The organism is Kineococcus rubinsiae (assembly GCF_011839805.1).
In the GTDB taxonomy this organism is placed as follows: Bacteria; Actinomycetota; Actinomycetes; order Actinomycetales; family Kineococcaceae; genus Kineococcus; species Kineococcus rubinsiae.
Window position 1 is genome coordinate 14927 of record NZ_VWPY01000004.1, and the last position, 24691, is coordinate 39617.

At 75.3% G+C, this 24691-nt stretch carries 23 protein-coding genes and 2 tRNA genes; 9 read left to right on the forward strand and 16 right to left on the reverse strand.

Annotated elements, in window-relative coordinates:
• Window positions 1-2: 2 nt before the first annotated feature.
• Window positions 3-1154 (reverse strand): GGDEF domain-containing protein, encoded by a 1152-nt coding sequence (locus tag F1544_RS03925; RefSeq protein WP_167582316.1) that lies wholly within the window; start codon window positions 1152-1154, stop codon window positions 3-5.
• A gap of 161 nt (window positions 1155-1315) precedes the next feature.
• On the opposite strand from F1544_RS03925, the gene rpmB reads away from it, so the two are divergent.
• Complete coding sequence (rpmB, locus tag F1544_RS03930; protein WP_167582317.1) at window positions 1316-1501, forward strand: 50S ribosomal protein L28; 186 nt, start codon at window positions 1316-1318, stop codon at window positions 1499-1501.
• A gap of 88 nt (window positions 1502-1589) precedes the next feature.
• On the opposite strand, the gene F1544_RS03935 is transcribed toward rpmB, so the two are convergent.
• Window positions 1590-2558, reverse strand: a complete 969-nt coding sequence (locus F1544_RS03935) for a thiamine-phosphate kinase (RefSeq protein ID WP_167582318.1) — start codon at window positions 2556-2558, stop codon at window positions 1590-1592.
• A gap of 97 nt (window positions 2559-2655) precedes the next feature.
• Here F1544_RS03935 and F1544_RS03940 point away from each other — a divergent pair, with 97 nt between their 5' ends.
• Entirely contained in the window at window positions 2656-3138 is a 483-nt protein-coding gene (locus F1544_RS03940) for a DUF3515 family protein (RefSeq protein ID WP_167582319.1), read from the forward strand.
• Between the two features lie 3 nt (window positions 3139-3141).
• On the opposite strand, the gene F1544_RS03945 is transcribed toward F1544_RS03940, so the two are convergent.
• On the reverse strand, window positions 3142-4305 hold the full coding sequence (locus F1544_RS03945) for a D-alanine--D-alanine ligase family protein (protein ID WP_167582320.1): 1164 nt from the start codon (window positions 4303-4305) through the stop codon (window positions 3142-3144).
• A 38-nt stretch (window positions 4306-4343) separates the two neighbouring features.
• Between F1544_RS03945 and F1544_RS03950 the strand changes: the two genes are divergently transcribed.
• A complete protein-coding gene (locus F1544_RS03950; protein WP_167582322.1) occupies window positions 4344-5576 on the forward strand; it encodes a trans-sulfuration enzyme family protein in 1233 nt (410 codons plus the stop codon).
• Between the two features lie 16 nt (window positions 5577-5592).
• Here F1544_RS03950 and F1544_RS03955 read toward each other — a convergent pair whose 3' ends face one another.
• Window positions 5593-6627 carry an NAD(P)H-dependent glycerol-3-phosphate dehydrogenase gene (locus tag F1544_RS03955; RefSeq protein WP_167582324.1) on the reverse strand — a complete coding sequence of 345 codons (1035 nt, stop codon included), beginning with the start codon at window positions 6625-6627 and terminating at the stop codon, window positions 5593-5595.
• A 90-nt stretch (window positions 6628-6717) separates the two neighbouring features.
• On the opposite strand from F1544_RS03955, the gene F1544_RS03960 reads away from it, so the two are divergent.
• Window positions 6718-8262 carry a helix-turn-helix domain-containing protein gene (locus F1544_RS03960; protein WP_167582326.1) on the forward strand — a complete coding sequence of 515 codons (1545 nt, stop codon included), beginning with the start codon at window positions 6718-6720 and terminating at the stop codon, window positions 8260-8262.
• Window positions 8263-8363: 101 nt separating this feature from the next.
• Here F1544_RS03960 and F1544_RS26105 read toward each other — a convergent pair whose 3' ends face one another.
• The 3 genes from F1544_RS26105 to leuC form a co-directional block, all read right to left on the reverse strand.
• Entirely contained in the window at window positions 8364-8984 is a 621-nt protein-coding gene (locus F1544_RS26105) for an HU family DNA-binding protein (protein WP_167582328.1), read from the reverse strand.
• Window positions 8985-9295: 311 nt separating this feature from the next.
• Complete coding sequence (gene leuD, locus F1544_RS03970) at window positions 9296-9901, reverse strand: 3-isopropylmalate dehydratase small subunit (protein WP_167582330.1); 606 nt, start codon at window positions 9899-9901, stop codon at window positions 9296-9298.
• Between the two features lie 43 nt (window positions 9902-9944).
• Window positions 9945-11363 carry a 3-isopropylmalate dehydratase large subunit gene (gene leuC, locus F1544_RS03975; protein WP_167582332.1) on the reverse strand — a complete coding sequence of 473 codons (1419 nt, stop codon included), beginning with the start codon at window positions 11361-11363 and terminating at the stop codon, window positions 9945-9947.
• A 69-nt stretch (window positions 11364-11432) separates the two neighbouring features.
• Here leuC and F1544_RS03980 point away from each other — a divergent pair, with 69 nt between their 5' ends.
• The gene (locus tag F1544_RS03980) at window positions 11433-12170 is read left to right on the forward strand and encodes an IclR family transcriptional regulator (RefSeq protein ID WP_167582334.1); all 738 of its coding nucleotides are present in this window, start codon (window positions 11433-11435) and stop codon (window positions 12168-12170) included.
• A gap of 104 nt (window positions 12171-12274) precedes the next feature.
• Here the strand turns inward: F1544_RS03980 and F1544_RS03985 are convergent.
• The 8 genes from F1544_RS03985 to F1544_RS04020 all read right to left on the reverse strand — a co-directional run bounded on the left by F1544_RS03985 (window position 12275) and on the right by F1544_RS04020 (window position 19933).
• Window positions 12275-12347, reverse strand: a tRNA-Glu gene (locus F1544_RS03985).
• A 78-nt stretch (window positions 12348-12425) separates the two neighbouring features.
• Window positions 12426-12497: transfer RNA gene (locus F1544_RS03990), tRNA-Gln, on the reverse strand.
• A 98-nt stretch (window positions 12498-12595) separates the two neighbouring features.
• Window positions 12596-14122 (reverse strand): glutamate--tRNA ligase, encoded by a 1527-nt coding sequence (gene gltX / locus F1544_RS03995; protein ID WP_167582336.1) that lies wholly within the window; start codon window positions 14120-14122, stop codon window positions 12596-12598.
• A 97-nt stretch (window positions 14123-14219) separates the two neighbouring features.
• Window positions 14220-15020, reverse strand: coding sequence for a fumarylacetoacetate hydrolase family protein (locus F1544_RS04000; RefSeq protein WP_167582338.1), 801 nt, complete (start codon window positions 15018-15020; stop codon window positions 14220-14222).
• 46 nt (window positions 15021-15066) lie between these two features.
• Window positions 15067-15984: a KPN_02809 family neutral zinc metallopeptidase gene (ypfJ, locus tag F1544_RS04005; RefSeq protein ID WP_167582340.1), complete on the reverse strand. Its 918-nt coding sequence runs from the start codon at window positions 15982-15984 to the stop codon at window positions 15067-15069.
• Between the two features lie 77 nt (window positions 15985-16061).
• A complete protein-coding gene (gene cimA, locus F1544_RS04010; protein ID WP_167582549.1) occupies window positions 16062-17651 on the reverse strand; it encodes a citramalate synthase in 1590 nt (529 codons plus the stop codon).
• Between the two features lies 1 nt (window position 17652).
• Window positions 17653-18753 carry a branched-chain amino acid aminotransferase gene (locus F1544_RS04015; RefSeq protein ID WP_167582342.1) on the reverse strand — a complete coding sequence of 367 codons (1101 nt, stop codon included), beginning with the start codon at window positions 18751-18753 and terminating at the stop codon, window positions 17653-17655.
• Window positions 18754-18877: 124 nt separating this feature from the next.
• Window positions 18878-19933: a 3-isopropylmalate dehydrogenase gene (locus F1544_RS04020; RefSeq protein ID WP_167582344.1), complete on the reverse strand. Its 1056-nt coding sequence runs from the start codon at window positions 19931-19933 to the stop codon at window positions 18878-18880.
• A gap of 166 nt (window positions 19934-20099) precedes the next feature.
• On the opposite strand from F1544_RS04020, the gene F1544_RS04025 reads away from it, so the two are divergent.
• Together F1544_RS04025 and F1544_RS04030 are read left to right on the forward strand one after the other, a co-directional pair.
• Window positions 20100-21266, forward strand: coding sequence for a sensor histidine kinase (locus F1544_RS04025; RefSeq protein WP_308469867.1), 1167 nt, complete (start codon window positions 20100-20102; stop codon window positions 21264-21266).
• A gap of 47 nt (window positions 21267-21313) precedes the next feature.
• A complete protein-coding gene (locus F1544_RS04030) occupies window positions 21314-22036 on the forward strand; it encodes a response regulator (protein WP_167582348.1) in 723 nt (240 codons plus the stop codon).
• Between the two features lie 9 nt (window positions 22037-22045).
• Here the strand turns inward: F1544_RS04030 and F1544_RS04035 are convergent, their stop codons facing one another.
• The gene (locus F1544_RS04035; RefSeq protein WP_167582350.1) at window positions 22046-22732 is read right to left on the reverse strand and encodes a response regulator; all 687 of its coding nucleotides are present in this window, start codon (window positions 22730-22732) and stop codon (window positions 22046-22048) included.
• A gap of 229 nt (window positions 22733-22961) precedes the next feature.
• Here F1544_RS04035 and F1544_RS04040 point away from each other — a divergent pair, with 229 nt between their 5' ends.
• Both F1544_RS04040 and F1544_RS04045 read left to right on the forward strand, forming a co-directional pair.
• On the forward strand, window positions 22962-23492 hold the full coding sequence (locus F1544_RS04040; protein WP_167582352.1) for a hypothetical protein: 531 nt from the start codon (window positions 22962-22964) through the stop codon (window positions 23490-23492).
• Window positions 23493-23542: 50 nt separating this feature from the next.
• Complete coding sequence (locus tag F1544_RS04045; RefSeq protein WP_167582354.1) at window positions 23543-24691, forward strand: sensor histidine kinase; 1149 nt, start codon at window positions 23543-23545, stop codon at window positions 24689-24691.

A 24691-nucleotide genomic window follows, 5' to 3' on the forward strand; every position in this document is an offset into this window, starting at 1 on the left:
GGTTACTGCGCCAGCTGGTGCGAGCGGCCGACCGGCTCGTCGTCGTGGGCGACGCGGTTGCGCCCGCCGCGCTTGGCGGCGTAGAGCGCGGCGTCGGCGCGGACCATGAGGTCGCGGGCGGAGCCCTCGTCGCGGCCGGGCCGGTGCACGGCGAAGCCGACGCTGACGGTCACGGCGAGCGTGGCCGCCTCCCCGCCCGGGGAGAACCCGCCCGCCACCGACCCGCCCATCGGGCCCGCGGGCACCCGCAGGCCCTCGACGGCGGCGCGGAAGCGCTCGGCGACCCCGGCGACGGCGGCCGCGTCGACGTCGGTGAGGACCACGGCGAGCTCGTCGCCGCCGTAGCGGGCGACGACGTCCTGCTCGCGGCACGCGGCGCGCAGCTGCTCGGCGACGACCTGCAGGACGCCGTCGCCCACGCCGTGCCCGTGCCGGTCGTTGACGTCCTTGAAGCGGTCGACGTCGGCCAGCAGCACCGCCACGGGGACGTCGCGGGCCAGCTCGTCGAGCAGGACGCCGTCGAAGACGCGCCGCGTGGCGAGGCCCGTGAGGACGTCCTGCTGGGCCTCGGCCCGCAGCGTCGCCACCATGGCCTCCTGCCGGTCGCGGGCGCCGACGAGCATCCAGGGGATGAAGCCGAACGTGGCCACGAAGGCGGGCAGGTCGCGCACGAGCATGTCCACCCCGTCGACGGCCAGCAGGAGCGTCACGTCGGCCGCCGTGCAGGCGGTCGTGACGGTCCAGGCCGCGGGACGTCTCAGGTGGTAGGCGGCGTAGAGGGCGGGCCAGCCCAGGTAGACCTGCGCGCCGAACGTCGTGTCGTCGGTGTAGACGTCGAGGACGAGGACCATGACCGTCGCACCGAGGGCGAGCCCCAGGGCCGCCCAGCTCGGGGCCCGCCGGGGGGCCACCGCGGGCAGGACGCTGACGAGCGCGAGCAGCGCCGCGCACACCACGGTGATCAGCCAGGCGTGGGGCCGCTCCCCCAGGGTCTCGGGCGAGACCACCGAGTTGAGGATCGCGTACACGCAGCCGCCCAGGGCGAGGACGCCCAGCACCCGGGTCCCGGCGACGGGCTCGCGCGGCACCCACCAGGCGTGCCCGCGCTCACGGGGAGGCGCAGGCCGGGTCGACACCTTCTCCCATCGGCTCATCGGAGCCAACCTTGACACCTGCAGGGCGGGGACCGCACCACCGGTTCGTCGGCACCCGGCGCGCTCGGCTATGGTGGTCCGCGGTGTCCGGTCCTCCGGCGCCGTGCGTCGTCCCCGTGCGGGGCGTCGCCACCCTCATCCGATCGACCCCAGGAGTTCCCGTGGCTGCCCATTGCGACGTCTGCGCCAAGGGACCGTCCTTCGGCAAGAGCGTCTCGCACTCGCACCGGCGGACCAACCGCATGTGGCTCCCGAACATCCAGCGGATCCGGGCCACCGTGAACGGTTCCCCGAAGCGCCTCAACGTGTGCACCTCCTGCCTGAAGGCCGGCAAGGTCACCCGCTGACCCCTTGAGCACCGTGTGAGACAGCGGGGCCGGTTCCCTCCCGGGGGAATCGGCCCCGCTGCACGTCCGGGCCCCGCCCACCGGGAGGTCAGCCCGCGGCGAAGTGGTCCCAGCCGACGCCAGGCCCGTCCCACGGCCAGCCGTCGACGAGCACGCGCGGGCGCTCCCCGGGCCCGGGTGCGCGGACCTTCCCCACGGCCAGCACCCCCGGCGGCAGCGCCGCCGCCGCGGGGAAGCAGCCGAGCAGGGCGTGGTCCTCGCCGCCCGTGAGCACGAAGCCGTCGGCGGTGGCCGGGGCCACGCCCGTGGCCGCGGCGAGCGCCGCCGCCCACCGGCCGAGCTCCCCGTCGCGCAGGTCGAGGTCGAGCACCGCCCCGCTGGCGCTCGCGAGGCGCCCGGCGTCGCGCAGGAGGCCGTCGCTCACGTCCATCTGCGCGGTGGCCCCCGCGAGGGCCGCGGCGGGGCCGGCCGCCCAGGGCGGCACGGGGCGCCGGTGCGCGTCCACGAGCTCGGGCGCGTCAGCGGTGGCTCCGCGCTGCAGCAGGTCCAGGCCCGCCGCCGAGCGGCCCAGGGTGCCGGCGACGGTCACGACGTCGCCGGGCCGCGCGCCGGAGCGCAGCAGCGGCGCCCGCCCGCCGAGGTCGCCGAGGGCCGTGACGGCCACGACGATCTCGGAGGCGCCCGAGAGGTCACCGCCGACGACGTTCGTCCCGACGGCCCGGCAGGCCGCCCCGAGGCCCGCGGCGAACTCGTCCACCCAGCTCACGTCGAGGTCCCCCGGCATGCCCAGCGACACCAGCAGGCCCGTGCAGACGGCGCCCATGGCGGCGACGTCGGCGACGTTCTGCATGGCGGCCTTCCAGCCGACGTCGGCGCCCGTGGACCAGTCGCGGCGGAAGTCGCGGTGCTCGACGAGGACGTCGGCCGTGGCCACGACGCGCCCGTCCGGGGCGGCCAGGACGGCGGCGTCGTCGCCCGGTCCGAGCAGCGCCTGCGTCGGCAGGCCGGGCAGGAACCGCGCCAGCAGCGCCGACTCGCTCAGGTCGCCGACCCGCACCCCTGCACCCCTGTCCGCGCCGCCGTCGCCCGTGTCTCCCGCGCCGGTGTCCGCGCCCGCGGTCGGGGCGCCCTCGGGAGGCGGTCACACTACCGGGGTGACTCGGCGGCAGCGGATCTGGTCGGTCGTCGTGGTGGTCGCGGTGGTCGCGGCGGCGGCCACCGCCGTGCTCTCGCGCACCCCGGCCGTCGAGGCCGCGCCCGCGGGCGGCTCGCCGGCCTGCGCGCAGCTGCTCCAGCGGCTGCCGGCGTCCCTGGACGGGCTGGGGCGGGTGCCGCAGGGCGCGCCCGGCGTGGCCGTCTGGGGCGGGGACCGCGACGTCGTGCTGCGCTGCGGCGCGGCCGTGATCGGTCCCACGACCAAGGAGTGCCTGCCGATCGGCCCCGACGAGGCGACGAGCGTCGACTGGGTCCGCGACGCGCAGAGCGACCGCGCCGTGCGCTTCCTGACCTACGGCCGCGACCCGGCCGTCGAGGTCACGGTCCGCTTCGCGGGCGGCGACCCCACGGGGGCACCGTCGATGCTCGTGGACCTGGCCGCCCCGGTCGGGGCGGTCCCGCAGACCCGGGCGTGCGTCTGAGGCTCAGCGCAGCCCGGTGGGGCGCTGCAGCGCGAGCTGCAGCAGCCGGTCGACGAGCTCGGGGTAGTCCACGCCCGTCTCGGCCCACATGCGCGGGTACATCGAGAAGGGCGTGAAGCCGGGCATGGTGTTGATCTCGTTGACGACGATGCCGTCGGCCCCGCGCGCGGGGTCGACGAAGAGGTCCACGCGGGCCAGACCCTCGGCGCCCATGGCCAGGAAGACGTCGACCGCGGTGCGGCGCACGGCGGCGACCACGTCGGCGGGCAGGTCGGCCGGGCACGTGAGGCGCACCGAGTCCGCGTCGAGGTACTTGGCCTCGAAGTCGTAGAAGGCGTGCCCGCCGAGGACCTCGATCTCGCCGGGCAGGCTCGTCAGCGGCTCGCCGCCGCCGAGGTCCTCCAGGACGCCGCACTCCACCTCGCGGCCCACCAGCGCGGCCTCCACGACGACCTTCGGGTCGTGGGACACCGCGAGCGCCACGGCCGCGTCGAGGTCCTCGGCCCGGTCGACCTTGGTGATGCCGATGCTGGACCCGGCCCGCGCGGGCTTGACGAAGACGGGCAGGCCGAGCGTCGCGACGTCCTTGCGGCACGCGTCGGGGTCGGCCGCCCAGCGGCGCGCGGTGAACGACGTCCAGGGCCCGACGGGCAGCCCGGCGCCGGCCAGGAGGACCTTCATGACCTGCTTGTCCATGCTCGCCGCCGAGGCGAGCACGCCCGAGCCGACGTAGCGGGTGTCGGAGAGCTCCAGCAGGCCCTGCAGGGTGCCGTCCTCGCCGAAGGGCCCGTGCAGCAGCGGGAGGACGACGTCGACGTGCTGCAGGGCGACGGCCCCGCCCGTGGCGTCCAGCGCCTCCAGGGCGCCCGCGGCGACCTCGAGCGACAGCGCCACGCGGGCCCCGTCGGCGGGCACCTCGGGCTGCGCGGACCCGCCGAGGGCGAAGGCCGCGGCGTGCTCGTCGACCAGCACCCAGCGGCCCGTGCGGGTGATGCCCACGGGCACGACGTCGTAGCGCTCGCGGTCGATCGCGGCGAGCACCCCGGCCGCGGTGACGCAGCTGACCGCGTGCTCGGAGGAGCGCCCGCCGAAGAGGACGGCGACGCGCGGGCGGCGCGCGGGTGCGGCGGTCGGAACCGGGGTCGGGGCCTCGCTCAGGCTGCTCATCGGCGGCGACCCTACCGGCGGTGTGGTTGGGTCCTGCCATGCCCGCGCACGACTCGCCGACCCCTGCCCCCGCCGCCCGCCCGGCCCTGTCCCCCGACACGGTGGCCGTCGTCGCCGGCCGACCGCCGCGCGGTCCCGACGCCGAGCTGAACGTCGGCGTGTCCCTGACCGCCACCTACGTCGGCGGCGGCGCGATGGGCACGGGCGAGCTCGGCTACGGCCGCTTCGGCAACCCGACCTGGACGGCGCTGGAGGAGGCGATCGGCCGCCTCGAGGGCGGCCACGCGCTCACCTTCGCCTCCGGAATGGCCGCGGTCGGCGCGGCCCTGCACCTGCTGCCCGCCGACGGCACCGTCCTGGTCCCCCGCGGCGCCTACAACGGCACCCACGCCCTCAGCGCGCTCCTCGCCGCGCAGGGACGGCTGCGCGTCCAGCACGTCGACGTCACCGACCTCGAGGGCGTCCGCGCGACCCTGCAGGCGCTGCCCGCCGGTCCCGTGGCGCTGTGGCTGGAGTCGCCGACGAACCCGCTGCTGGAGGTGGCCGACCTCGAGGCCCTCGCGGCGCTGGGCCACGAGCACGGCGCGGTCGTGGTGGCGGACAACACCTTCGCGACGCCGCTGCTGCAGCGCCCACTCGAGCTCGGCGTCGACGTCGTCGTGCACTCGGTGACGAAGTTCCTCTCGGGGCACTCCGACGTCGTCCTCGGCGCGGTCGTGGTGCGCGACCTGGACCTCCTGGCCCGGGTGCGCCAGCACCGGACGCTGCACGGCGCCGTCCCCGGCCCGCTGGAGGCCTTCCTGGCGCTGCGGGGCATCCGGACGCTGCCGCTGCGCCTGGAGCGCTCGCAGGCCAGCGCGGCCCTGCTGGCGCGCCGCCTCGTCGACCACCCCGCGGTGACGCGCGTGCGCCACCCCTCGCTGGCCGACGACCCGGGCCACGCGCTGGCGAAGGCGCAGATGAGCGGCTTCGGCGCGCTCGTCTCGATCGAGGTCGCGGGCGGCCCGGCCGCGGCCGACGCCGTGGTCGACGCCGTTCGGCTGTGGGTGCCGGCGACGAGCCTCGGCGGGGTGGAGTCGCTGGTCGAGCGCCGCCGCCGCCACGCCGGCGAGCCCGTCGTCGTGCCCGAGGACCTGCTGCGGCTGTCCGTCGGCGTCGAGGACGTCGAGGACCTGTGGCGCGACCTGGCCCAGGCCCTCGACGCCTCGCAGACGACCGACACCGCCCCGGCGACCGACACCGCCCCGGCGACGGACGCCGCCCAGGCCTGACGGGGGCGGCCCGCTCTCAGGGCCCGTCGAGGGTCCGGGAGCGCGAGAGCAGCCGCGCGGCCGCGTCGCGGGGCGTGCGGCGCCCCGCGACGACGTCGACGACCTCGGCCGTCAGCGGCATCTCGACGCCCGCCGCGCGGGCCCGCTCGAGCACGGCGGGCGCGGAGGTGACGCCCTCGGCCGTGGCGCCGACCTCGCGCAGGGCCTGCGCCAGCGGTGTCCCGCGGCCCAGGGCCAGGCCCACGCGGTGGTTGCGCGACAGCGGTGAGCCGCACGTGGCCACGAGGTCGCCGACCCCCGCGAGGCCGGCGAACGTCGTCGCGCGCCCGCCCAGGGCCACGCCGAGGCGCATCGTCTCGGCGAGGCCCCGCGTGAGGATCGAGGCCCGGGCGTTGGCCCCGTGCCCGGCGCCCTCGGTCATGCCGACCGCGAGCGCGACGACGTTCTTCACGGCGCCCGCGACGTCGACGCCGATGACGTCGTCGGACAGGTAGGGCCGGAAGACGGCGGAGCTGCAGGCGTCGGCGACGCGGTGGGCGACGGCCTCGTCGCGGCAGGCCACGACGGTGGTGGCCGGGTCGCGCCGGGCGATCTCCCCGGCGAGGTTCGGCCCGGACACGGCCACGACGCGCTCGGGCGGGACTCCCGCGGCCTCGGCGACGAGCTCGCAGCCGAAGCGCCCCGTCCCGGTCTCCACGCCCTTGGCCAGCTGCACGAGCGGCACGGGCGGCAGCAGCGGCCGCCAGGCGTCGAGGTGCTCGCGCAGTCGCTGCAGGGGCAGGGCGAGGACCACGAGGTCGGCGCCGTCCACGGCGGCCGCGACGTCGGAGGTCGCGTCGACCCCCGCGGGCAGCCGCACGTCGCCGAGGTAGGCCGCGTTGGTGCGGCGCGTACGCACCTCCTCGGCCACCTCCTCCCGCCGCGACCACAGGACGACCTGCGAGCCGGCGTCGGCCAGGACGAGGGCGAAGGCGCTGCCCCAGGCGCCGGCCCCGAGGACGGCGACCCGGGCGGGTGCGGGGGCCGGGGCGGCGGTGGGGTCGGTGCTCACCAGGTGAGGCTAGGGGGTCCCCGCCCGGCACGACACGCCGAGCGGAGTTGGCGTGCAATCGATATCTCATCTGTGAGTTAGCCTCGCCCCATGGCAGTCTCCACCGAGTCCGCGAGTGACCACCTCTCCCAGATCGGCGCCCTCATCCGGGACGCGCGCCGCCACCGGGGCCTCACGCAGGTCCAGCTGGCCGAGCGCCTGGGCACCAGCCAGAGCGCGGTGCACCGGATGGAGCAGGGTCAGCAGAACGTCTCCATCGACATGCTGCAGCGCGTCGGCAGCGCCCTGAACGACGACATCGTCTCCATCGGCCGCCCCACCCCGACGCACCTGCGCGTGCACGGCGGGGCCCAGCTCTCCGGCAGCATCGCCGTGAAGTCCAGCAAGAACGCGGGGGTCGCGCTGCTGTGCGCGGCGCTGCTCAACCGCGGCCGCACGACGCTGCGCGGGGTCGCCCGCATCCTCGAGATCCACCGCATCCTCGAGGTCCTCGGCAGCATCGGCGTGAAGTACACCTGGATCAACGAGGCCGACCTCGTCCTGGACGTCCCCGACGACCTGGACCTGGACGCCATGGACGGCGAGACCGCGCGCCGCACCCGCAGCATCATCATGCTGCTCGGCCCGCTCCTGCACCGCTACGAGGAGTTCCAGCTGCCCTACGCCGGCGGCTGCGACCTCGGCACCCGCACCGTGGAGCCGCACATGGTGGCGCTGCGCCCGTTCGGCCTGGCCGTCACCGCGACCACGGGCTACTACCACGGCGTGGTCGACCGGTCGGTGGCCCCGCGCAAGCCCATCGTCCTGACCGAGCGCGGCGACACCGTGACCGAGAACGCCCTCATGGCCGCGGCCCGCAACGACGGCGTCACGACCATCCGCAACGCGAGCCCGAACTACATGGTCCAGGACCTGTGCTTCTTCCTGGAGCAGCTGGGCGTGCGCATCGACGGCATCGGGACGACGACCCTCGTCGTGCACGGGGTCCCGCAGATCTCCGTCGACGTCGACTACTCCCCCTCGGAGGACCCGGTCGAGGCCATGAGCCTGCTGACCGCGGCGATCATCACGCACTCCGAGCTGACGGTGACGCGCGCCCCGATCGAGTTCCTCGAGATCGAGCTCGCGATCCTCTCGGAGATGGGCCTGGAGTACGACCTCACCGAGGAGTACCCCGCAGCCAACGGGCGCACCCGCCTGGTCGACATCACGGTGCACCCCTCGCACCTGCGGGCGCCCATCGACAAGATCCACCCCATGCCGTTCCCGGGGCTGAACATCGACAACCTGCCGTTCTTCGCGGTCATCGCCGCGAGCGCGGAGGGCTCGACCACGGTCCACGACTGGGTCTACGACAACCGGGCCATCTACCTCACGGAGCTGAACCGCCTGGGCGCCAAGGTGAAGCTGCTCGACCCGCACCGCGTGCTGGTCGAGGGCCCCACCCGCTGGTCGGGTGCCGAGGTGCTGTGCCCGCCGGCCCTGCGGCCCGCCGTGGTGCTCCTGCTGGCGATGCTCGCCGCGAAGGGCACCTCGGTGCTGCGCAACGTCGACATCATCGCCCGCGGCTACGAGCAGCTCGCCGAGCGGCTCGTCCCGCTGGGCGCGCAGATCGAGACGTTCCGCGACGCCTGAGCCCCACCCCCGCAGACGACGGAGCCCCCCACCTCGCTCGAGGTGGGGGGCTCCGTCGTGGGGGCTCCGTCGTGGGCGGCGTCCGCGAGGACGCCTGCGCGTCAGGCCTTCTTGGCCGCGGCGCGCTTGGTGGCGGTCTTCGCCGTGGTGGCGCGGGTCGCCGTCGTCGTCTTGGCGGCGGACTTCGCGGCCGTCGTCGTCTTCGCCGCGGGAGCGGCCTTGGCGGGGGCCGCCTTCGCCGGCGCGGCCTTGCGCGCGGCGGGGGCGGCCTTGGTGGCGGCGGCGGTCTTGCGGACCGGGGCCGCGGCCGGGGCGGCCGACTTCGCCGCGGAGGTGCGCGTGGCGGGCGCGGCCTTGCGGGCCGGGGTCGCGGCGACGGCCGGGACGACGGAGGTGATGCCGCTGGCGGCCCGCTCCTTGGCGCCGGCGGTGTAGGCGCGCAGCGCCTTCGTGTCGGAGACGACCTCCTTGAAGGCCGTGCCCGGGCGGAAGCGCGGCACGGAGGTCTTCTTGATCTTCACGGCCTCCCCGGTGCGGGGGTTGCGGCCCGTGCGCGCGTTGCGAGCCTGCTTCTCGAAGGTCCCGAATCCGCTGATGGCCACCTTGTCGCCCTTGGCGACGGTCAGGGTGATCATCTCGACGATGGCCTCGACGGCCACGGTCGCCTGTCGCTTCCCGCCGAGGCGGGTCTCGAGAGCGTCGACCAGTTCTGCCTTGTTCACGGGGGTGCTCCTCCTCGGAAGGGGCTGTCTGTCCTTCTTGCACAGGGGCCGAGCAGGAGCCCGACGGATGAACGGTACGGCCGCGGATCACGTCCGTCCACCACGTGCGTGGCAGATCCCCTTGTGGCGCAGTGCGAGTCGCGCCGCCCGGCGGACCGCGCCGGGCTCCCGCCTCGACGGTGGGCCGTGGCGCACCCGGTCGCCGCCCGCGCGGCACGGTCGGCGAGAAGCGCTGCGGGACAGCCCCTCTGGAACGACGAAGCCCCGGAACCGGCGCCGCAGCGCCGGTTCCGGGGCTCCCCCGGGCGGCCTCAGGAGGCGGTGCGGGCCGGGATCGTGGCCGGCTTGAACGACGGCCGGCGGGTCTCGAAGTCGGTGATCGCGTCGGCGTGGCGCAGGGTCAGGCTGATGTCGTCGAGGCCCTCCATGAGGCGCCAGCGCACGTAGTCGTCCACCTCGAAGGGCACCGTGAGGTCCTGCACGGTCGCGGTGCGGGTGCCGAGGTCGACGGTCACCTCCGTGCCGGGGTGCGACTCCAGCGCCTTCCAGAGCAGTTCGACGTCGCTCTGGCTGACGACCCCGGTCAGCAGCCCCTGCTTGCCGGAGTTCCCGCGGAAGATGTCGGCGAAGCGCGGGGCCAGGACCACCTTGAAGCCGTAGTCCCGCAGGGCCCAGACGGCGTGCTCGCGCGAGGAGCCGGTCCCGAAGTCGTTGCCGGCGACGAGCACGGACCCGGCGCGGTAGGGCTCGAGGTTGAGCACGAAGTTCGGGTCGCCGCGCCAGGCGGCGAACAGCGCGTCCTCGAAGCCGGTCTTGGTGACGCGCTTGAGGTACACGGCGGGGATGATCTGGTCGGTGTCGACGTCGGTGCGGCGCAGCGGGACGCCGACGCCGCGGTGGACGGAGAACTTCTCCACGGGGGTGCTCCTGGTCTCTCGGGCGCGGGGTGTCGGGTCGGGCTCAGGCGACGGGGGCGGGCTCGAGGTCCGCCGGCGAGGACAGCGTGCCGCGCACGGCGGTCGCCGCGGCGACCAGCGGGCTGACGAGGTGCGTGCGCCCGCCCTTGCCCTGGCGGCCCTCGAAGTTGCGGTTGGAGGTCGACGCGCTGCGCTCCCCCACCGCGAGCTGGTCGGGGTTCATCCCCAGGCACATGGAGCAGCCCGCGTGGCGCCACTCGGCCCCGAAGTCGAGGAACACCCGGTCCAGGCCCTCCGCCTCGGCCTGCAGGCGCACGCGCGCCGAGCCCGGGACCACCAGCACGCGCAGCGAGTCGGCCTTCTGCCGGCCCTTCACGACCTCGGCCGCGGCGCGCAGGTCCTCGATGCGCCCGTTGGTGCAGGAGCCGATGAAGACGGTGTCGATGCCGATCTCGCGCATCGGGGTGCCGCCCTCGAGGCCCATGTACTCCAGGGCGCGCTCGATGGACTGCCGCGCACCGTCCTCGCCGACGTTCGCCGGGTCGGGGACGGAGCCGGACAGCGGGACGCCCTGGCCGGGGTTCGTGCCCCAGGTGACGAAGGGCTCGAGGTCCTCGCCCTGCAGCACGACCTCGGCGTCGAACTCGGCGTCGTCGTCGGTGCGGAGCGTGGACCAGTACTCGACCGCGGCGTCCCAGTCGGCGCCCGTGGGGGCGTGCGGGCGGCCCTGGACGTACGCGAAGGTCTTCTCGTCGGGCGCGATCATCCCGGCGCGGGCGCCGGCCTCGATCGACATGTTGCAGATCGTCATCCGGCCCTCCATGGACAGGGCCTCGATCGCCTCGCCCCGGTACTCCAGGACGTAGCCCTGGCCGCCGCCGGTCCCGATCTCCGCGATGACCGCGAGGATCACGTCCTTGGCGGTCGTGCCGGGCTTGAGGTGGCCGTTGACCGTGATGGCCATGGTCTTGAAGGGCTTCAGCGGCAGCGTCTGCGTGGCGAGGACGTGCTCGACCTCGCTGGTGCCGATGCCCATGGCCAGGGAGCCGAAGGCGCCGTGGGTGGAGGTGTGGGAGTCGCCGCACACGACGGTCATGCCGGGCTGCGTGAGCCCGAGCTGCGGGCCGACGACGTGCACGATGCCCTGGTCGGCGTCGCCCAGGGAGTGCAGGCGGACGCCGAACTCCTCGCAGTTGCGGCGCAGCGTCTCGATCTGGATGCGCGAGGTCTTGTCCGCGATCGGGAGGTCGATGCCGACGGTGGGCGTGTTGTGGTCCTCGGTCGCGATCGTGAGGTCCAGGCGCCGCACGGGGCGGCCGGCCTGGCGCAGGCCGTCGAACGCCTGCGGGCTCGTGACCTCGTGCACGAGGTGCAGGTCGATGTAGAGCAGGTCGGGCTCGTTGCCCTCGCCCTGCCGGACGACGTGGTCGTCCCAGACCTTCTCCGCCAGTGTGCGTCCCACCTGTGTCTCCTCCCGACCCGCGATGCCCGCCAGCTTGCGTCTCGCATGCTGAGACGCGAGTATCGCTCCGTGGACAAGAGTAGCGGAGTCGGAGTGCTGGACAAGGCCGTGCTGGTGCTGGGGGCCCTCGAGGCCGGCCCGGCGAGCCTCGCGCAGCTCGTGACGGCCACCGGACTGGCCCGCCCGACGGCCCACCGCCTCGCCGTCGCCCTGGAGCACCACCGCCTCGTCGACCGCGACCTGCAGGGCCGCTTCGTGCTCGGCGACCGCCACGCCGAGCTCGCCGCGGCCGCGGGCGAGGACCGGCTGGTGGCCGTCGCCGGGCCGCTGCTGACCGGGCTGCGCGACGCCACGGGCGAGAGCGCGCAGCTGTACCGCCGCCACGGCGAGCACCGCATCTGCATCGCCGCGGCCGAGCGCCTGCACGGCCTGCGCGACACCGTCCCCGTCGGGACGTCGATGACGATGGGCGCGGGCTCCGCGGCGCAGGTGCTGCTCGCCTGGGACGACCCCGAGCGGCTGTCCGTGGAGCTGCACCAGGCGAAGTTCGACGCCTCGACGCTGTCCGGGGTCCGCCGGCGCGGGTGGGCGCACAGCGTGGGCGAGCGCGAGCCGGGCGTGGCCTCGGTGAGCGCCCCGGTGCGGGGGCCGTCGGGGAAGGTCGTCGCGGCCGTGTCCGTCTCGGGCCCTGCGGAGCGCCTGGGGCGCCACCCGGGCCGCCGGCACGCCGAGGCGGTCCTCGCGGCCGCCGCGTCGTTCTCCGCGGCGCTGCGGCCCGCCGAGGGCCTCCCGTCCGGGACCGCGTGAGCGCCCGACCTCCCGGCCCCTGGGCCGGGAGGTCGACAGGTCGGGAGATCGCGAGCCCCGGGAACGACGAAGGCCCCCGGTCGGTGACCGGGGGCCTTGCGAGGTAGCCCCGACGGGATTCGAACCCGCGCTACCGCCTTGAGAGGGCGGCGTGCTAGGCCGCTACACAACGGGGCCCTAGCTGTCGTCCTGCGGTGGTCTCCCACCGGCCGGACTGCCGTGCAGAGCATACCTTCTCAGGAGCTCTTCGCAGCGCTGGGGTACCAGGACTCGAACCTAGACTAACTGGACCAGAACCAGTCGTGCTGCCAATTACACCATACCCCATGGCGAACTCCCGACCAGCAGAACCGCTCGGGTGCGTGGACGACCATACCGGCTGGCGTCCCCGCTCCCAAATCGGCTCCGGCCGGCGGGAGCTGAGCTCACGCCGCCGGCAGCTCGGCGCGCAGGCGCCGCAGCCGGGCGAGGGAGGAGTCGCGGCCGAGGATCTCCATCGACTCGAACAGCGGGGGCGAGACGCGCCGTCCCGTGACCGCCGTGCGCAGGGGCCCGAAGGCGAACTTGGGCTTGATGCCAAGCCCCTCCACGACCGCGGCGCGCAGCGCGGCCTCCAGGGCCGGGGTCGTCCACTCCCCCAGCCCCTCCAGCGCCGCGAGACCCGCGTCGAGGACGTCGGCCGCCTCGGGCCGCAGCGCGGCGAGGGCCTCGGGCTCGAGCACGAGGTCCCCGTCGGCGGCGAAGAGGAAGCCGAGCATCCCCGGCGCCTGGCCGAGCAGCGTCATGCGCTCCTGCACCAGCGGGGCGGCGGCCGCGAGGCGCTCGAGCTGCGCCGCGGTCGGCTCCGCGGGCAGGACGCCCGCCGCCTGCAGGTAGGGCACGAGCCGCTGCCGGAAGTCCTCCGGCGCGAGCAGGCGCAGGTGCGTGGCGTTGATCGCCTCGGCCTTGGCCTGGTCGAAGCGCGCGGGCGAGGCGTTGACGTCGGCGACGTCGAAGGCCGCGACGAGCTCCTCGACGCTGAACACGTCGCGGTCCTCGGCGATGCTCCAGCCGAGCAGCGCGAGGTAGTTGAGCAGGCCCTCGGGCACGAAGCCGCGGTCGCGGTGCAGGAAGAGGTTCGACTCGGGGTCGCGCTTGGAGAGCTTCTTGTTGCCCTCGCCCATGACGTAGGGCAGGTGCCCGAAGCGCGGGGCGCCGTGCGCGGCGCCGATGTCCACGAGCGCGTCGTACAGCGCCAGCTGGCGGGCGGTGGAGGACAGCAGGTCCTCGCCGCGCAGGACGTGCGTGATGCGCATGAGCGCGTCGTCGACGGGGTTGACGAGCGTGTAGAGCGGCTCGCCGTTGGCGCGCACCAGGACCGGGTCGGGGAAGGACCCGGCCTTGAACTCGATGCGGCCGCGGACCAGGTCGTCGAAGGAGTAGTCCTTCGCCGGCACGCGCAGGCGCAGCGTCGGCCGGCGGCCCTCGGAGCGGAACGCCGCGACCTGCTCGGGCGTGAGGTCCCGGTCGAAGCCGTCGTAGCCCAGCGCGGTCGAGCGGCCGGCCTCGCGGTGGCGCGCGTCGATCTCCTCCGCGGTGGAGTACGACTCGTACAGGTGCCCCGCGGCGACCAGCCGCGCGATCACGTCGGCGTAGACCTCCCGGCGCCCGCTCTGGCGGTAGGGGCCGTCGGGCCCGCCCACGTCGATGCCCTCGTCCCAGTCCAGGCCCAGCCAGCGCAGCGCCTCGAGGATCTGGCCGTAGCTCTCCTCGGAGTCGCGGGCCGCGTCGGTGTCCTCGATGCGGAACACGAGCTTGCCGCCCGTGTGCCGGGCGTAGGCCCAGTTGAACAGCGCGGTCCGGATCAGGCCCACGTGGGGCGTGCCCGTCGGGGACGGGCAGAAGCGGACCCGCACCTCCGAGGGGGCGGTCGCGGAGGGGGTGGCGGCGGCGGCGGGAGTGGCGTCAGTCATGGCGCGAGCAGCCTACGGCGGCGCGCCGGTGCGCTGCTCCCTCAGGCGCCGCGACGCCGCCCGCGACCCGGGGCGCCCGGAGGCCCCGGGGAACCCCTCAGGGGGCCACGAACGGCGTGACGAGGACCCCGAGGCCCTCGACCTCGATCTCCGTGCGGTCCCCGGCCCGGACCGGCCCGACGCCCGCCGGCGTCCCGGTGAGGATCACGTCGCCGGGCAGCAGGGTCATGGCCGTCGTCACGTGGGCGACGATCGCCGCGACGTCGTGGACCATGAGCGAGGTGCGGCCGTCCTGGACGGTCTCCCCGACGTCGTGGGCCCCGCGGAAGCGGCGCGTGGTGATGCGCAGGTCGGCGGGGTCGAGGTCGGTCTCGATCCACGGGCCCAGCGGGGTGAACCCGTCGGCGCCCTTGGCCCGCCACCACTGCTTGTCGCGGTCCTGCAGGTTCCGGGCGGTGATGTCGTTGGCGACGGTGTAGCCGAAGACCACCTCGGGCACCCGCTCGCGCGGCACGTCCTTGCAGATGCGGCCGATGACCACCGCGAGCTCCCCCTCGTAGTGCAGCTCTCCGCCCGCCCACGCCGGCACGGTCACGGGGTCGCCGGGGCCGGCGACCGAGGTGTTCGGCACCGTGAAGACGAGGGGTTCGAGGGGCAGCTCGTTGCCGAGCTCCTCGGCGTGCGCGGCGTAGTTGCGGCCGATGCCGAGGACCTTGCTGCGCGGGATGACGGGCGCGAGCAGCCGGGCGTCCGCGAGGGCGACGCGCTCCCCGGTCGGCGCCAGCGCGGCGTACAGCGGGTCCCCCGAGACGACGAGGAGCTCCTCCTCGCCCACCGGGCCCTCGACGATGCCGAAGCGGGGGTCGGAACCGCCGGCGGTGAACCTCGCGATGCGCATGGCCGCCAGCCTAGGGGCGCGCCCGGAGGCGGCCGGGTCCGGGCGCCTACCCCAGGTCGGTCGCGGCGAAGGTGTCGCACTGCGCCGGGTCGCCGGTGCTGAACCCGGTGCTGAACCACCGCTGCCGCTGCTCGGACGTCCCGTGCGTGTACGAGCCGGGGTCGGTGCTGCCGTCGCCGAGGTTCGTCTGGATGAAGTCGTCGCCGATGCGCGCGGCCGCGTCCAGCGCCCGCGCGACGTCGTCGTCGGTGATGTCGCTGATCAGCGGCGCCCCGGAGTCGTCCGGGACGGTCGTGGCGTGGTTCGCCCACGTGCCGGCGTAGCAGTCGGCCTGCAGCTCCAGGCGGACGCTGCCGCTGGTCGGCCCCGTCTCCCCCGGCTGCACCTGGCCCGACGTCCCGACGAGGTCCTGCACGTGGTGGCCGTACTCGTGGGCGAGGACGTAGGCGTCGACGAAGCTGCCGCCCTGGGCGCCGAAGCGGCTCTGCAGCTCGTCGAAGAACGACAGGTCGATGTAGACCAGCTGGTCGGCGGGGCAGTAGAAGGGCCCCGTCCCCGACGACGCGGCGCCGCAGCCGGTCTGGGTGGAGCCGGAGAAGAACACCGTGTCCGACGGCTGGTACCGGCTGCCGAGCAGGCCGCCCCAGTAGTCCTGGATCGACTCGATCTCCGCGACGACCGCGCACTCCCGCTTCGCGTCGGCGTCGGCACCGGTGCGGCAGGAGCCGGCGAGCTCGCTGCCGTCCACGGTCTGGCCCGCGCCCACCTGGTCGAAGGCGGAGCCCGCGGCGGAGTTCGTGCCGCCGCCGTCGCCGCCCCCGCCGAGGACGTTCAGCAGCACCACGACGATGAGGCCGACGATGCCCAGGCCACCGCCCCCGAACGCGAGCCCGCGCCCCGCACCGCCGCCGCGGCGGTCCTGCACGTTGCCGGTGTCGAGACTGGCGTCGTCCCGGAAGTCCACGACCACTCCTCCTGCGGACGACCCTCGTCCTCGCGGGCCAGCGTGGCGGGGATCGGCCCACCGCGCCCGGCGGGACGTCAGCGGCGGGTGACGCCCGAGCTGTGCAGGCCGTGCACGAGGCCGTCGACCAGGGCCTCCCAGCTGGCCTCGACGATGTTGCCGCCGACGCCGACCGTCTGCCAGCTGCGCACGCCGTCGGTGGTCTCGATGAGGACCCGCGTGACCGCGTCGGTGCCGTGGGAGGAGTCGAGGATGCGGACCTTGAAGTCGGCCAGGGTGAACGTCTCGAGCTCGGGGTAGGCGGGCAGCAGCGCCGCCCGCAGCGCCGCGTCGAGCGCGTTGACAGGGCCGTTGCCCTCGCCCGTGGCGATGACCCGCTCGCCGCCGGCCCGCACCTTCACGGTGGCCTCGGAGACACGACCGCCGCCCGCCGTGGACTCGGTGATGACCCGCCAGCTCTCGACGTCGAAGAAGGACGGCCGGACGCCGGTCGTGTACTCCCGCAGCAGCAGGTCGAAGGAGGCGTCGGCGGCCTCGTAGGTGTAGCCCGCGGCCTCGTCGGCCTTCACGCGCTCCGTGAGCCGGCCCAGGGCCTCCCGGTCGCCGGAGAGGTCCACGCCGAGCTCGCGGCCCTTGAGCTCGATGCTCGCGCGGCCCGCCATGTCCGAGACGAGCATCCGCATGTCGTTGCCCACGGCCTGCGGGTCGATGTGCTGGTAGAGGTCGGGGTCGACGCGGATCGCGGACGCGTGCAGGCCGGCCTTGTGGGCGAAGGCGCTCGCCCCGTAGTACGGCGCCCGGTTCACCGGGGGCACGTTGGTGATCTCCGCGACCGCGTGGGTGATGCGGGTGACCTCGCGGAGGGCGCCCTCCGGCAGCACCCGGCGGCCGGCCTTGAGCTCGAGGTCGGCCACGACCGTGACGAGGTCGGCGTTGCCGGTCCGCTCGCCGTAGCCGTTCAGCGTGCCCTGCACGTGGATCGCGCCCGCGTCGATCGCGGCGAGGGAGTTCGCCACGGCGCAGCCGGTGTCGTTGTGGGCGTGGATGCCCAGCGGCACGTCGACGGCCGCGTGCACCTCGGTGACGACGGACGTCACCCACGGCGGGAGCATCCCGCCGTTGGTGTCGCACAGCACGACGACCTCCGCGCCGGCGTCGGCCGCGGCCCGCACGACGGCGAGGGCGTAGGCCGGGTCGTGGCGGTAGCCGTCGAAGAAGTGCTCCGCGTCGAGGAACACGCGGCGGTCCTCGCGGCGCAGCAGCGAGATCGTGTCGGCCACCATCGCGAGGTTCTCCTCGAGCGTGGTCCGCAGCGCGGCCGTGACGTGGCGGGCGTCGCTCTTGGCCACCAGCGTCACCACGGTCGTGCCCGCCTCGAGCAGCGCCCGCACCTGGGGGTCGTCGCCCGCGCGGACCCCGGGCTTGCGGGTCGCGCCGAACGCCGCGAGCACGGAGCGCTCCAGCGTGAGCTCCTTCGCGGCGCGCGCGAAGAACTCGGTGTCGCGCGGGATCGCGCCCGGCCAGCCGCCCTCGACGAACCCGACGCCGAGCTCGTCGAGGTGCGCGGCCACCAGCAGCTTGTCGTGCACCGAGAGGGCGAGACCCTCCTGCTGCGCGCCGTCGCGCAGGGTCGTGTCGTAGACGTCGAAGCGGGCGGACGCCTCCAGCTCAGACAAGGCGGGTCATCCAGCCGTGCGGGTCCTCGGCGCGGCCGTACTGCAGGTCGAGCAGGGCGCTGCGGATCGAGGTGGTGACCTCACCGGGTTCGCCGGTGCCGTGCACGAGCTCGCCGTCGGAGGAGACGAGGCGACCGACGGGGGTGACGACCGCGGCTGTGCCGCAGGCGAAGACCTCCGTGATGCGGCCGGAGGCGACGCCCTCGCGCCACTCGTCGACGCTCACGCGGCGCTCGGTGACCTGGTGGCCGCGGTCGGCGGCGAGCTGCAGGATCGAGGAGCGGGTGATGCCCTCGAGGATCGTGCCCGTGAGCTCCGGGGTCAGGATGCTGCCGTCGTCGTGGACGAAGAACAGGTTCATCCCGCCCAGCTCCTCCACCCAGCGGCGCTCGGTGGAGTCGAGGAAGCACACCTGGTCGCAGCCGTGGGCCGACGCCTCGTCCTGCGCGGACAGGCTCGCGGCGTAGTTCCCGCCGCACTTGGCCGAGCCGGTCCCGCCCAGGGCGGCGCGCGTGTAGTTCTCCGACAGCCAGATCGACACGGGCTTCAGCCCCCCCGGGAAGTAGCTGCCCGCGGGCGAGGCGATCGCGAGGTAGGTGACCTCGCGGGCCGGGCGCACCCCGAGGAACGACTCCGTGGCCACCATGAACGGGCGCAGGTAGAGGGAGGACTCGCCCCCGCTGGGGACCCACGCCTCGTCGGCGCGCACGAGCGCCGCGATCGAGGCGAGGAACGCCTCCTGCGGCAGCTCGGGCAGCGCGAGGCGCTGCGCGGAGCGGGCGAAGCGGGCCGCGTTCGCCTCGGGCCGGAACGACCACACGCTGCCGTCGTCGTGGCGGTAGGCCTTCAGCCCCTCGAAGATCTCCTGCGCGTAGTGCAGGACCGCGGCGGCCGGGTCGAGCTGCAGCGGGCCGTAGGGCACCACGCCCGCGTCGTGCCAGCCCTCGCCGGACGTCCACACCGCCCGCGCCATGTGGTCGGTGAAGTACCGCCCGAACCCGGGGCTCTCGAGGATCTCCGCACGCCGGGCGCTCGCCACGGTCGCCGACGAGGCGGTGAGGGGGAACTCCAGGGCGGTGGTCGTGGCGCTCATGCGCTGATCTCCTCGGGCGACGGGTGCGGCCCCGCCGACGGCTGGCGGGACGCCTCGACGGTACCGCCGCGACCCCCGCTCGACGGGGGTGCGGCGGTCCCCGTCTCGGCGGGGTGGTGGTGGTTCAGGCGGTGGCGAGCTCGGCGAGCGCGTCGCCGACGGTCTGGGTGCTGCGCGGGCCGGACACCTCGCCGGAGGCGCGCCGCGCGAGGTCGGCGGTCACGGCGCCGTCGACCCGGCGCGAGGCCGCGTCGAGGCCGAGGTGGTCCAGCAGCAGGGCGACGCTCAGCACGGCGGCCGTCGGGTCGGCCAGCTGCTTGCCGGCGATGTCCGGCGCCGAACCGTGCACGGGCTCGAACATGCTGGGCGCCGTGCGGTCCGGGTTGATGTTGCCCGACGCCGCGAGGCCGATGCCGCCGGTGATCGCGGCGGCCAGGTCGGTGAGGATGTCGCCGAACAGGTTGTCGGTGACGATCACGTCGAAGCGCGACGGGTTGGTGACCATGAAGATGGTCGCGGCGTCCACGTGCAGGTAGTCCACGGCCACGTCGGGGAACTCCGCGCCCACCGCGTCGACCGTGCGCCGCCACAGGTGCCCGGCGTGCACGAGGACGTTGTGCTTGTGCACCAGCGTGAGCTTCTTCCGCGGGCGGGCCTGCGCGCGGCGGAAGGCGTCGCGCACGACGCGCTCGACGCCGTAGGCGGTGTTGACGCTGACCTCGGTCGCGATCTCGTGGGGCGTGCCGACCCGCAGCGCACCGCCGTTGCCGACGTAGGGCCCCTCGGTGCCCTCGCGCACGACGACGAAGTCGACCGCACCCGGGTCGCCCAGGGGCGTCGGGACGCCGGGGAAGAGGGTGGACGGGCGGAGGTTCACGTAGTGGTCCAGCTCGAAGCGCAGCTTCAGCAGCAGGCCCCGCTCGAGGACCCCGCTCGGCACGCTCGGGTCACCGACGGCGCCCAGCAGGATCGCGTCGTGGCCGCGGACCTCGGCGAGCACCGAGTCCGGCAGGGCCTCGCCCGTCGCGTGCCAGCGGCGCGCACCGAGGTCGTACTCGGTGGTCTCGACGCGCTGGCCGGTCCCCTCCAGCACGGCGTGCAGCACCTTCCTGGCCTCGGCCGTCACCTCGGTCCCGATGCCGTCGCCCGGGATGACCGCCAGTCGCAGTGTGTCCGCCATGAGCGGCGAGGGTAGCGGCGACCCGGACGACCATCCAGCATGCGGTCACCGCGTCTCGGCATGCGGACACCGCCGTCCGCCGGCCGCGGCCTCCACCCCGGGGGTGACGCGGCGCTCCGCCCGCAGGCTGACGCCGCGCGGGCACCCGCCCGCCTACGCTCGGCAGGTGCCGCAGGAGACCCTCGTCGACCGCACGAGCGCCTGGTTCCGCGACCACGTCCTGCTCGTCGACAGCGCGCTGGCCGCGGTCATCACGCTCGTCGGCCTCTACCAGGCGGGCGCCTACGGCGTCGCCGCCACGTTCTGCGCCCTGCTCCTGTGCGCCCCCCTGGCGCTGCGCCGCGTGCAGCCCGCCCTGTCCGGGGTCGTCGTCGCCGTCGGGGGCCTGCTGCAGCTGCAGCAGGTGAACACGGCCCTGCTCGCCGACGTCGCCGTGCTCTTCTCCCTGTACGCGCTCGCGGCCTACGCGCCCCGGTGGGCGTCGCTGGGGGGGCTGGTCCTGGCCCTGATCGGGTCGGCGCTGGTGGCGCTGCGCTACTACAGCCTCGAGGGCTTCGTGGTCCTCGCGATCGTCGCGCTGTTCTCGGCCGTCACCTCCCTCGCCAGCTGGGCGCTGGGCAGCTTCCAGCGGGTGCGGCGCCAGTACGTCGAGCAGCTGGCCGAGCGCGCCCGGCTGCTGGAGGTGGAGCGGGAGAACGAGTCCCGCCTGGCCGTGACCGGCGAGCGCCAGCGCATCGCCCGGGAGATGCACGACGTCGTGGCCCACTCCCTGTCGGTGATCATCGCCCAGGCCGACGGCGGCCGGTACGCCGCGCGCACCGACCCGGCGGTCGGGGTCGACGCGCTGGAGACGATCTCGGCGACGGGCCGGCAGGCGCTGACCGACATGCGCAGCCTGCTCGGCGTCCTGCGGACCGGGCCCGGCGACGAGCGGACGCCGCAGCCCGACGTCTCCCGCATCCCCGACCTCGTGCAGGGCGTGCGGGCCAGCGGCCTCGACGTCACCGTCGACGTCGCGGGCACGCCGCGCCCCCTGCCCCCGGCCGTGCAGCTCGCCGCCTACCGGATCGTCCAGGAGTCCCTGACCAACGTGCTCAAGCACGCCGGGCCGGCCGCCTCCGCCCACGTCGAGGTGCGCTGGGACGCCGACGCCCTGCGCCTGGCCGTGGACGACGACGGCCGCGGGGCGTCCGCGCTCGTGCCCGCCGCACCCGGCGGTCAGGGCCTGCTCGGGATGTCCGAGCGGGCCCGCCTGCACGGGGGGTCGGTGACCGCCGCCCCCCGCCCCGGCGGCGGGTTCCGCGTCGCCGCCACGCTGCCCTGTCCCCGCTGACCACCACCTCCGACTCCGCCTCCGACCAGCTCCGACGAAGGGTTCCCGTGACCTCCCCCTCCCCCGACGCCCCCGCGGGCGCGGTCCGCGTCGTGCTCGTGGACGACCAGCAGCTGGTCCGCGCGGGTTTCCGCATGGTCATCGACTCCCAGCCCGACCTGGTCGTCGTCGGCGAGGCCTCCGACGGTGCCGCCGCCGTCGAGCTCGTCGCCCGGACGGCGTGCGACGTGGTGCTGATGGACGTCCGCATGCCGCAGCTGGACGGGATCGAGGCCACCCGCCTCATCACCGCCCAGCCGGAGCCGCCCCGCGTGGTGGTGCTGACGACGTTCGACATCGACGAGTACGTGGTCGCCGCGATCGGCGCCGGCGCCAGCGGGTTCCTGCTGAAGGACGCGCCGCCGGAGGAGATGCTCGCCGCGGTCCGCACCGTGCACTCCGGCGACGCCGTCATCGCCGCGAGCTCCACCCGCCGTCTCCTGCAGCACGTCGGGCCCCTGCTGCGCGACGCGTCGGGGTCACCGACCACGGCCGCGCGGGGCCTGCCGGCGGACCTCACGCCCCGCGAGCTGGAGGTGCTGGTCTGCATGGCCCACGGCCTGTCGAACACCGAGATCGCCCGCCGGTTCGTCGTGTCCGAGGCGACCGTCAAGACCCACGTGGGCCGGGTGCTGCACAAGACGCAGTCCCGCGACCGCGTGCAGGCCGTCGTCCTGGCCTACTCCGCGGGGCTCGTGCAGCCCGGCGAGGTGCTGCGCGACGCCCGCTGAGCCGTTCCGTCAGGACGCCTCGCCGCGGCGCACGAAACCCGACTCGTAGGCGACCACGACCGCCTGGACCCGGTCGCGCACCCCGAGCTTCGCGAGCACGCGGGCCACGTGCGTCTTCACGGTCGTCTCGGCGACGACGAACTCCGCGGCGATCTCGGCGTTGGACAACCCGCGCGCGACGAGCCGCAGCACCTGCAGCTCGCGCTCGGTCAGGCCGCGCAGCCGGGCGGGCCGCTCGCCGGGGGCACCCTCGGGCGTCCCGGCCGCGAAGCGCTCCACCAGCCGCCGGGTGATGGACGGTTCGACCAGGGCGTCGCCCGTCGCGGCGACCCGCACCGCGGACACCAGCCGCGAGGCGGGCGCGTCCTTGAGCAGGAACCCGCAGGCCCCCGCCCGCAGGGCCCGCACGACGTACTCGTCGAGGTCGAACGTCGTCAGCACGACGACGCGCGGCGCCTCCTGCCCGGGGCCCTGCGGCAGGGCCAGGACGCGCTCGGTCGCCGCCAGCCCGTCCAGGCGCGGCATCCGCACGTCCATGAGGACCACGTCGGGGCGCAGCGTGCGGGCCAGGTCCACGGCCTCCAGGCCGTCGGCCGCCTCGCCGACCACCTCGATGCCGGGTTCGGACTCGAGGATGACCCGGAACCCGGCGCGCAGCAGGCGCTGGTCGTCGGCCAGCAGGACCCGGATCACCACCGCGCCAGTGTGGCGCTCCCGGCGCTCGCCAGGGGGGAGTTCCGGTGCGTCCCCCGCGGCGGCCCCCACCGCCGCCGCCGCGACGTCCCCGAGGTCGTCGTCGCGTCGTCGTCCTCGCGGAGGACGCGGCGGCGCGAGGTCGTCCTCGCTGCGGACGACCGCACCCCCGCTCCCTCCCTAGCGTCGTCCTCACCGGAGCGAAGGTCGTTCCGCGGGAAGGGGAAAGCTCATGTCCAGCTCCGTCCGGGGGGTGCGGCCGGCCGACGTCGTGCTCGCCGCGCTCCTCACCGCCCTCGGCGCGTTCCTCATGGTGCAGAACGTCCTCGCGGGGCCCGGGGAGGCCACCCGCATCGATTCGCACTCGTGGGCCCTGCTGCCCGTGTTCGCCCTGACGACGCTGCCGGTGCTGTGGTGGCGCCGCGGCGTCGTGGGCGTCCTGCTCGTCTCGGCCGCCGCCATGGGCGTCCACGTCCTCGCCTTCGGCTGGCTGATCCGCTGCGGCGCAGGACTGCCCCTGGCGCTCGTGCTGGCCTTCCTCGTGGGCCGTCAGCTGCGCGGCCGGCGGGCCGCCGTCGGGTTCCTGCTCGGCGTCGTGCTCCAGGCCCTTGTCCTGGTGCAGGACTCGGCAGCAGGATTCGGCGTCCTGCCGTTCACCGTCGTCCTGGCCGGCGTGGCGTGGGCGGCCGGGTGGGGGGTGCAGCGCCGCGCCACCCGCGCGGCGACTGCCCCCGCCGCCCGCGGGGTGCGTGCGGGCGTGTGACGCAGGACCTGGCTCGGGAGGGGGCGGCGGCCGTGGGCGCGAGGACGGCGGTGGGAGCAGCGGTGGTGTGGGACGACCGCCGCGTGCGGGCGGTCGACGTCGCCCTGGCGGGCGCGCTCAGCACCCTCGTGGTGCTCCTGGTCGTGATGGTCGTCGAGGACGACGACCCGGCCACCCGCGCCGGCTCGCAGTCCTGGTGGATGCTCCCGGTGTTCCTCGCGGCGACGGTGCCGCTCGTGTGGTGGCGCCGCTCGCTCGTCGCCGTGACGGCGACCGCCGTCGTGGCGGTGGGCCTGCACGACCTGCTCTTCGGGCCCGTGGTGCGCTGCGGAGCCGGGCTGCCGCTGGCCTTCACGCTCGCCTTCCTCGCCGGCGCTGCGGGCGGCCGCCGGCGCGGGGTCGTGCCGCTCGGCCTGACGGCGCTGCTGGCGGCGGTGGTCCTCGTCCGCGACACCGCGGCCGGGCCGGAGCTGCTCCCCGTGGTGCTGGTCGTCCTGGCGGCGCTCTGGGGGACGGGCCTGGTCGCCCGCAGCCGCTCGGAGCTGGCCGCGCAGCTGCGGCGCAGCACCGCGGAGCTGCGGGCGGTGCGCGACGAGCGGACCGCGCTGGAGGTCCTCGACGACCGGGCGCGGATGTCCACCGAGCTCGAGACCCTGCTGGGCGAGCGGCTGCGCCGGCTGGAGGCGACGGCCGAGGCCGGCGCCGCGGCGGGCGCCCCCGGGGCCACCCGCGAGGCGCTGGAGGTCCTCGAGGCGGAGGGCCGGCGCACCCTGGGCGACGTCCGCGAGGTCGTCGGGGTGCTGCGGGGCGGTGAGACGTCGCTGGCCCCGACGCCCTCGATCGCCCACCTCGACGCGCTGCTGGCCGGGCACCCGGGGGTCGAGCTCGACGTCCGCGGCGAGCCCCGGGTTCTGCCCGCGAGCGTCGAGCTGTCGGCCTACCGGGTGGTCGAGCACCTCCTGGAGGTGCTGGGCACCGGGCCGGGCGACGTGGCGCGCGCGCACGTCACGGTCTCGCTGCGCTTCGCCGACGACGTCCTGGAGGTCACCGTCGCCGGGCCGGTGACGCGCGGCACCGACACCCGCGGGGCCGTCTCGCGCGCCCGGGAACGCGTCCGCCTGCACGCGGGCGCCCTGGACGCCACGGTCGCGCGGGGGCGGGCCCGCGTGGTCGCGCAGCTCCCGGTCACGAGCGGGTGA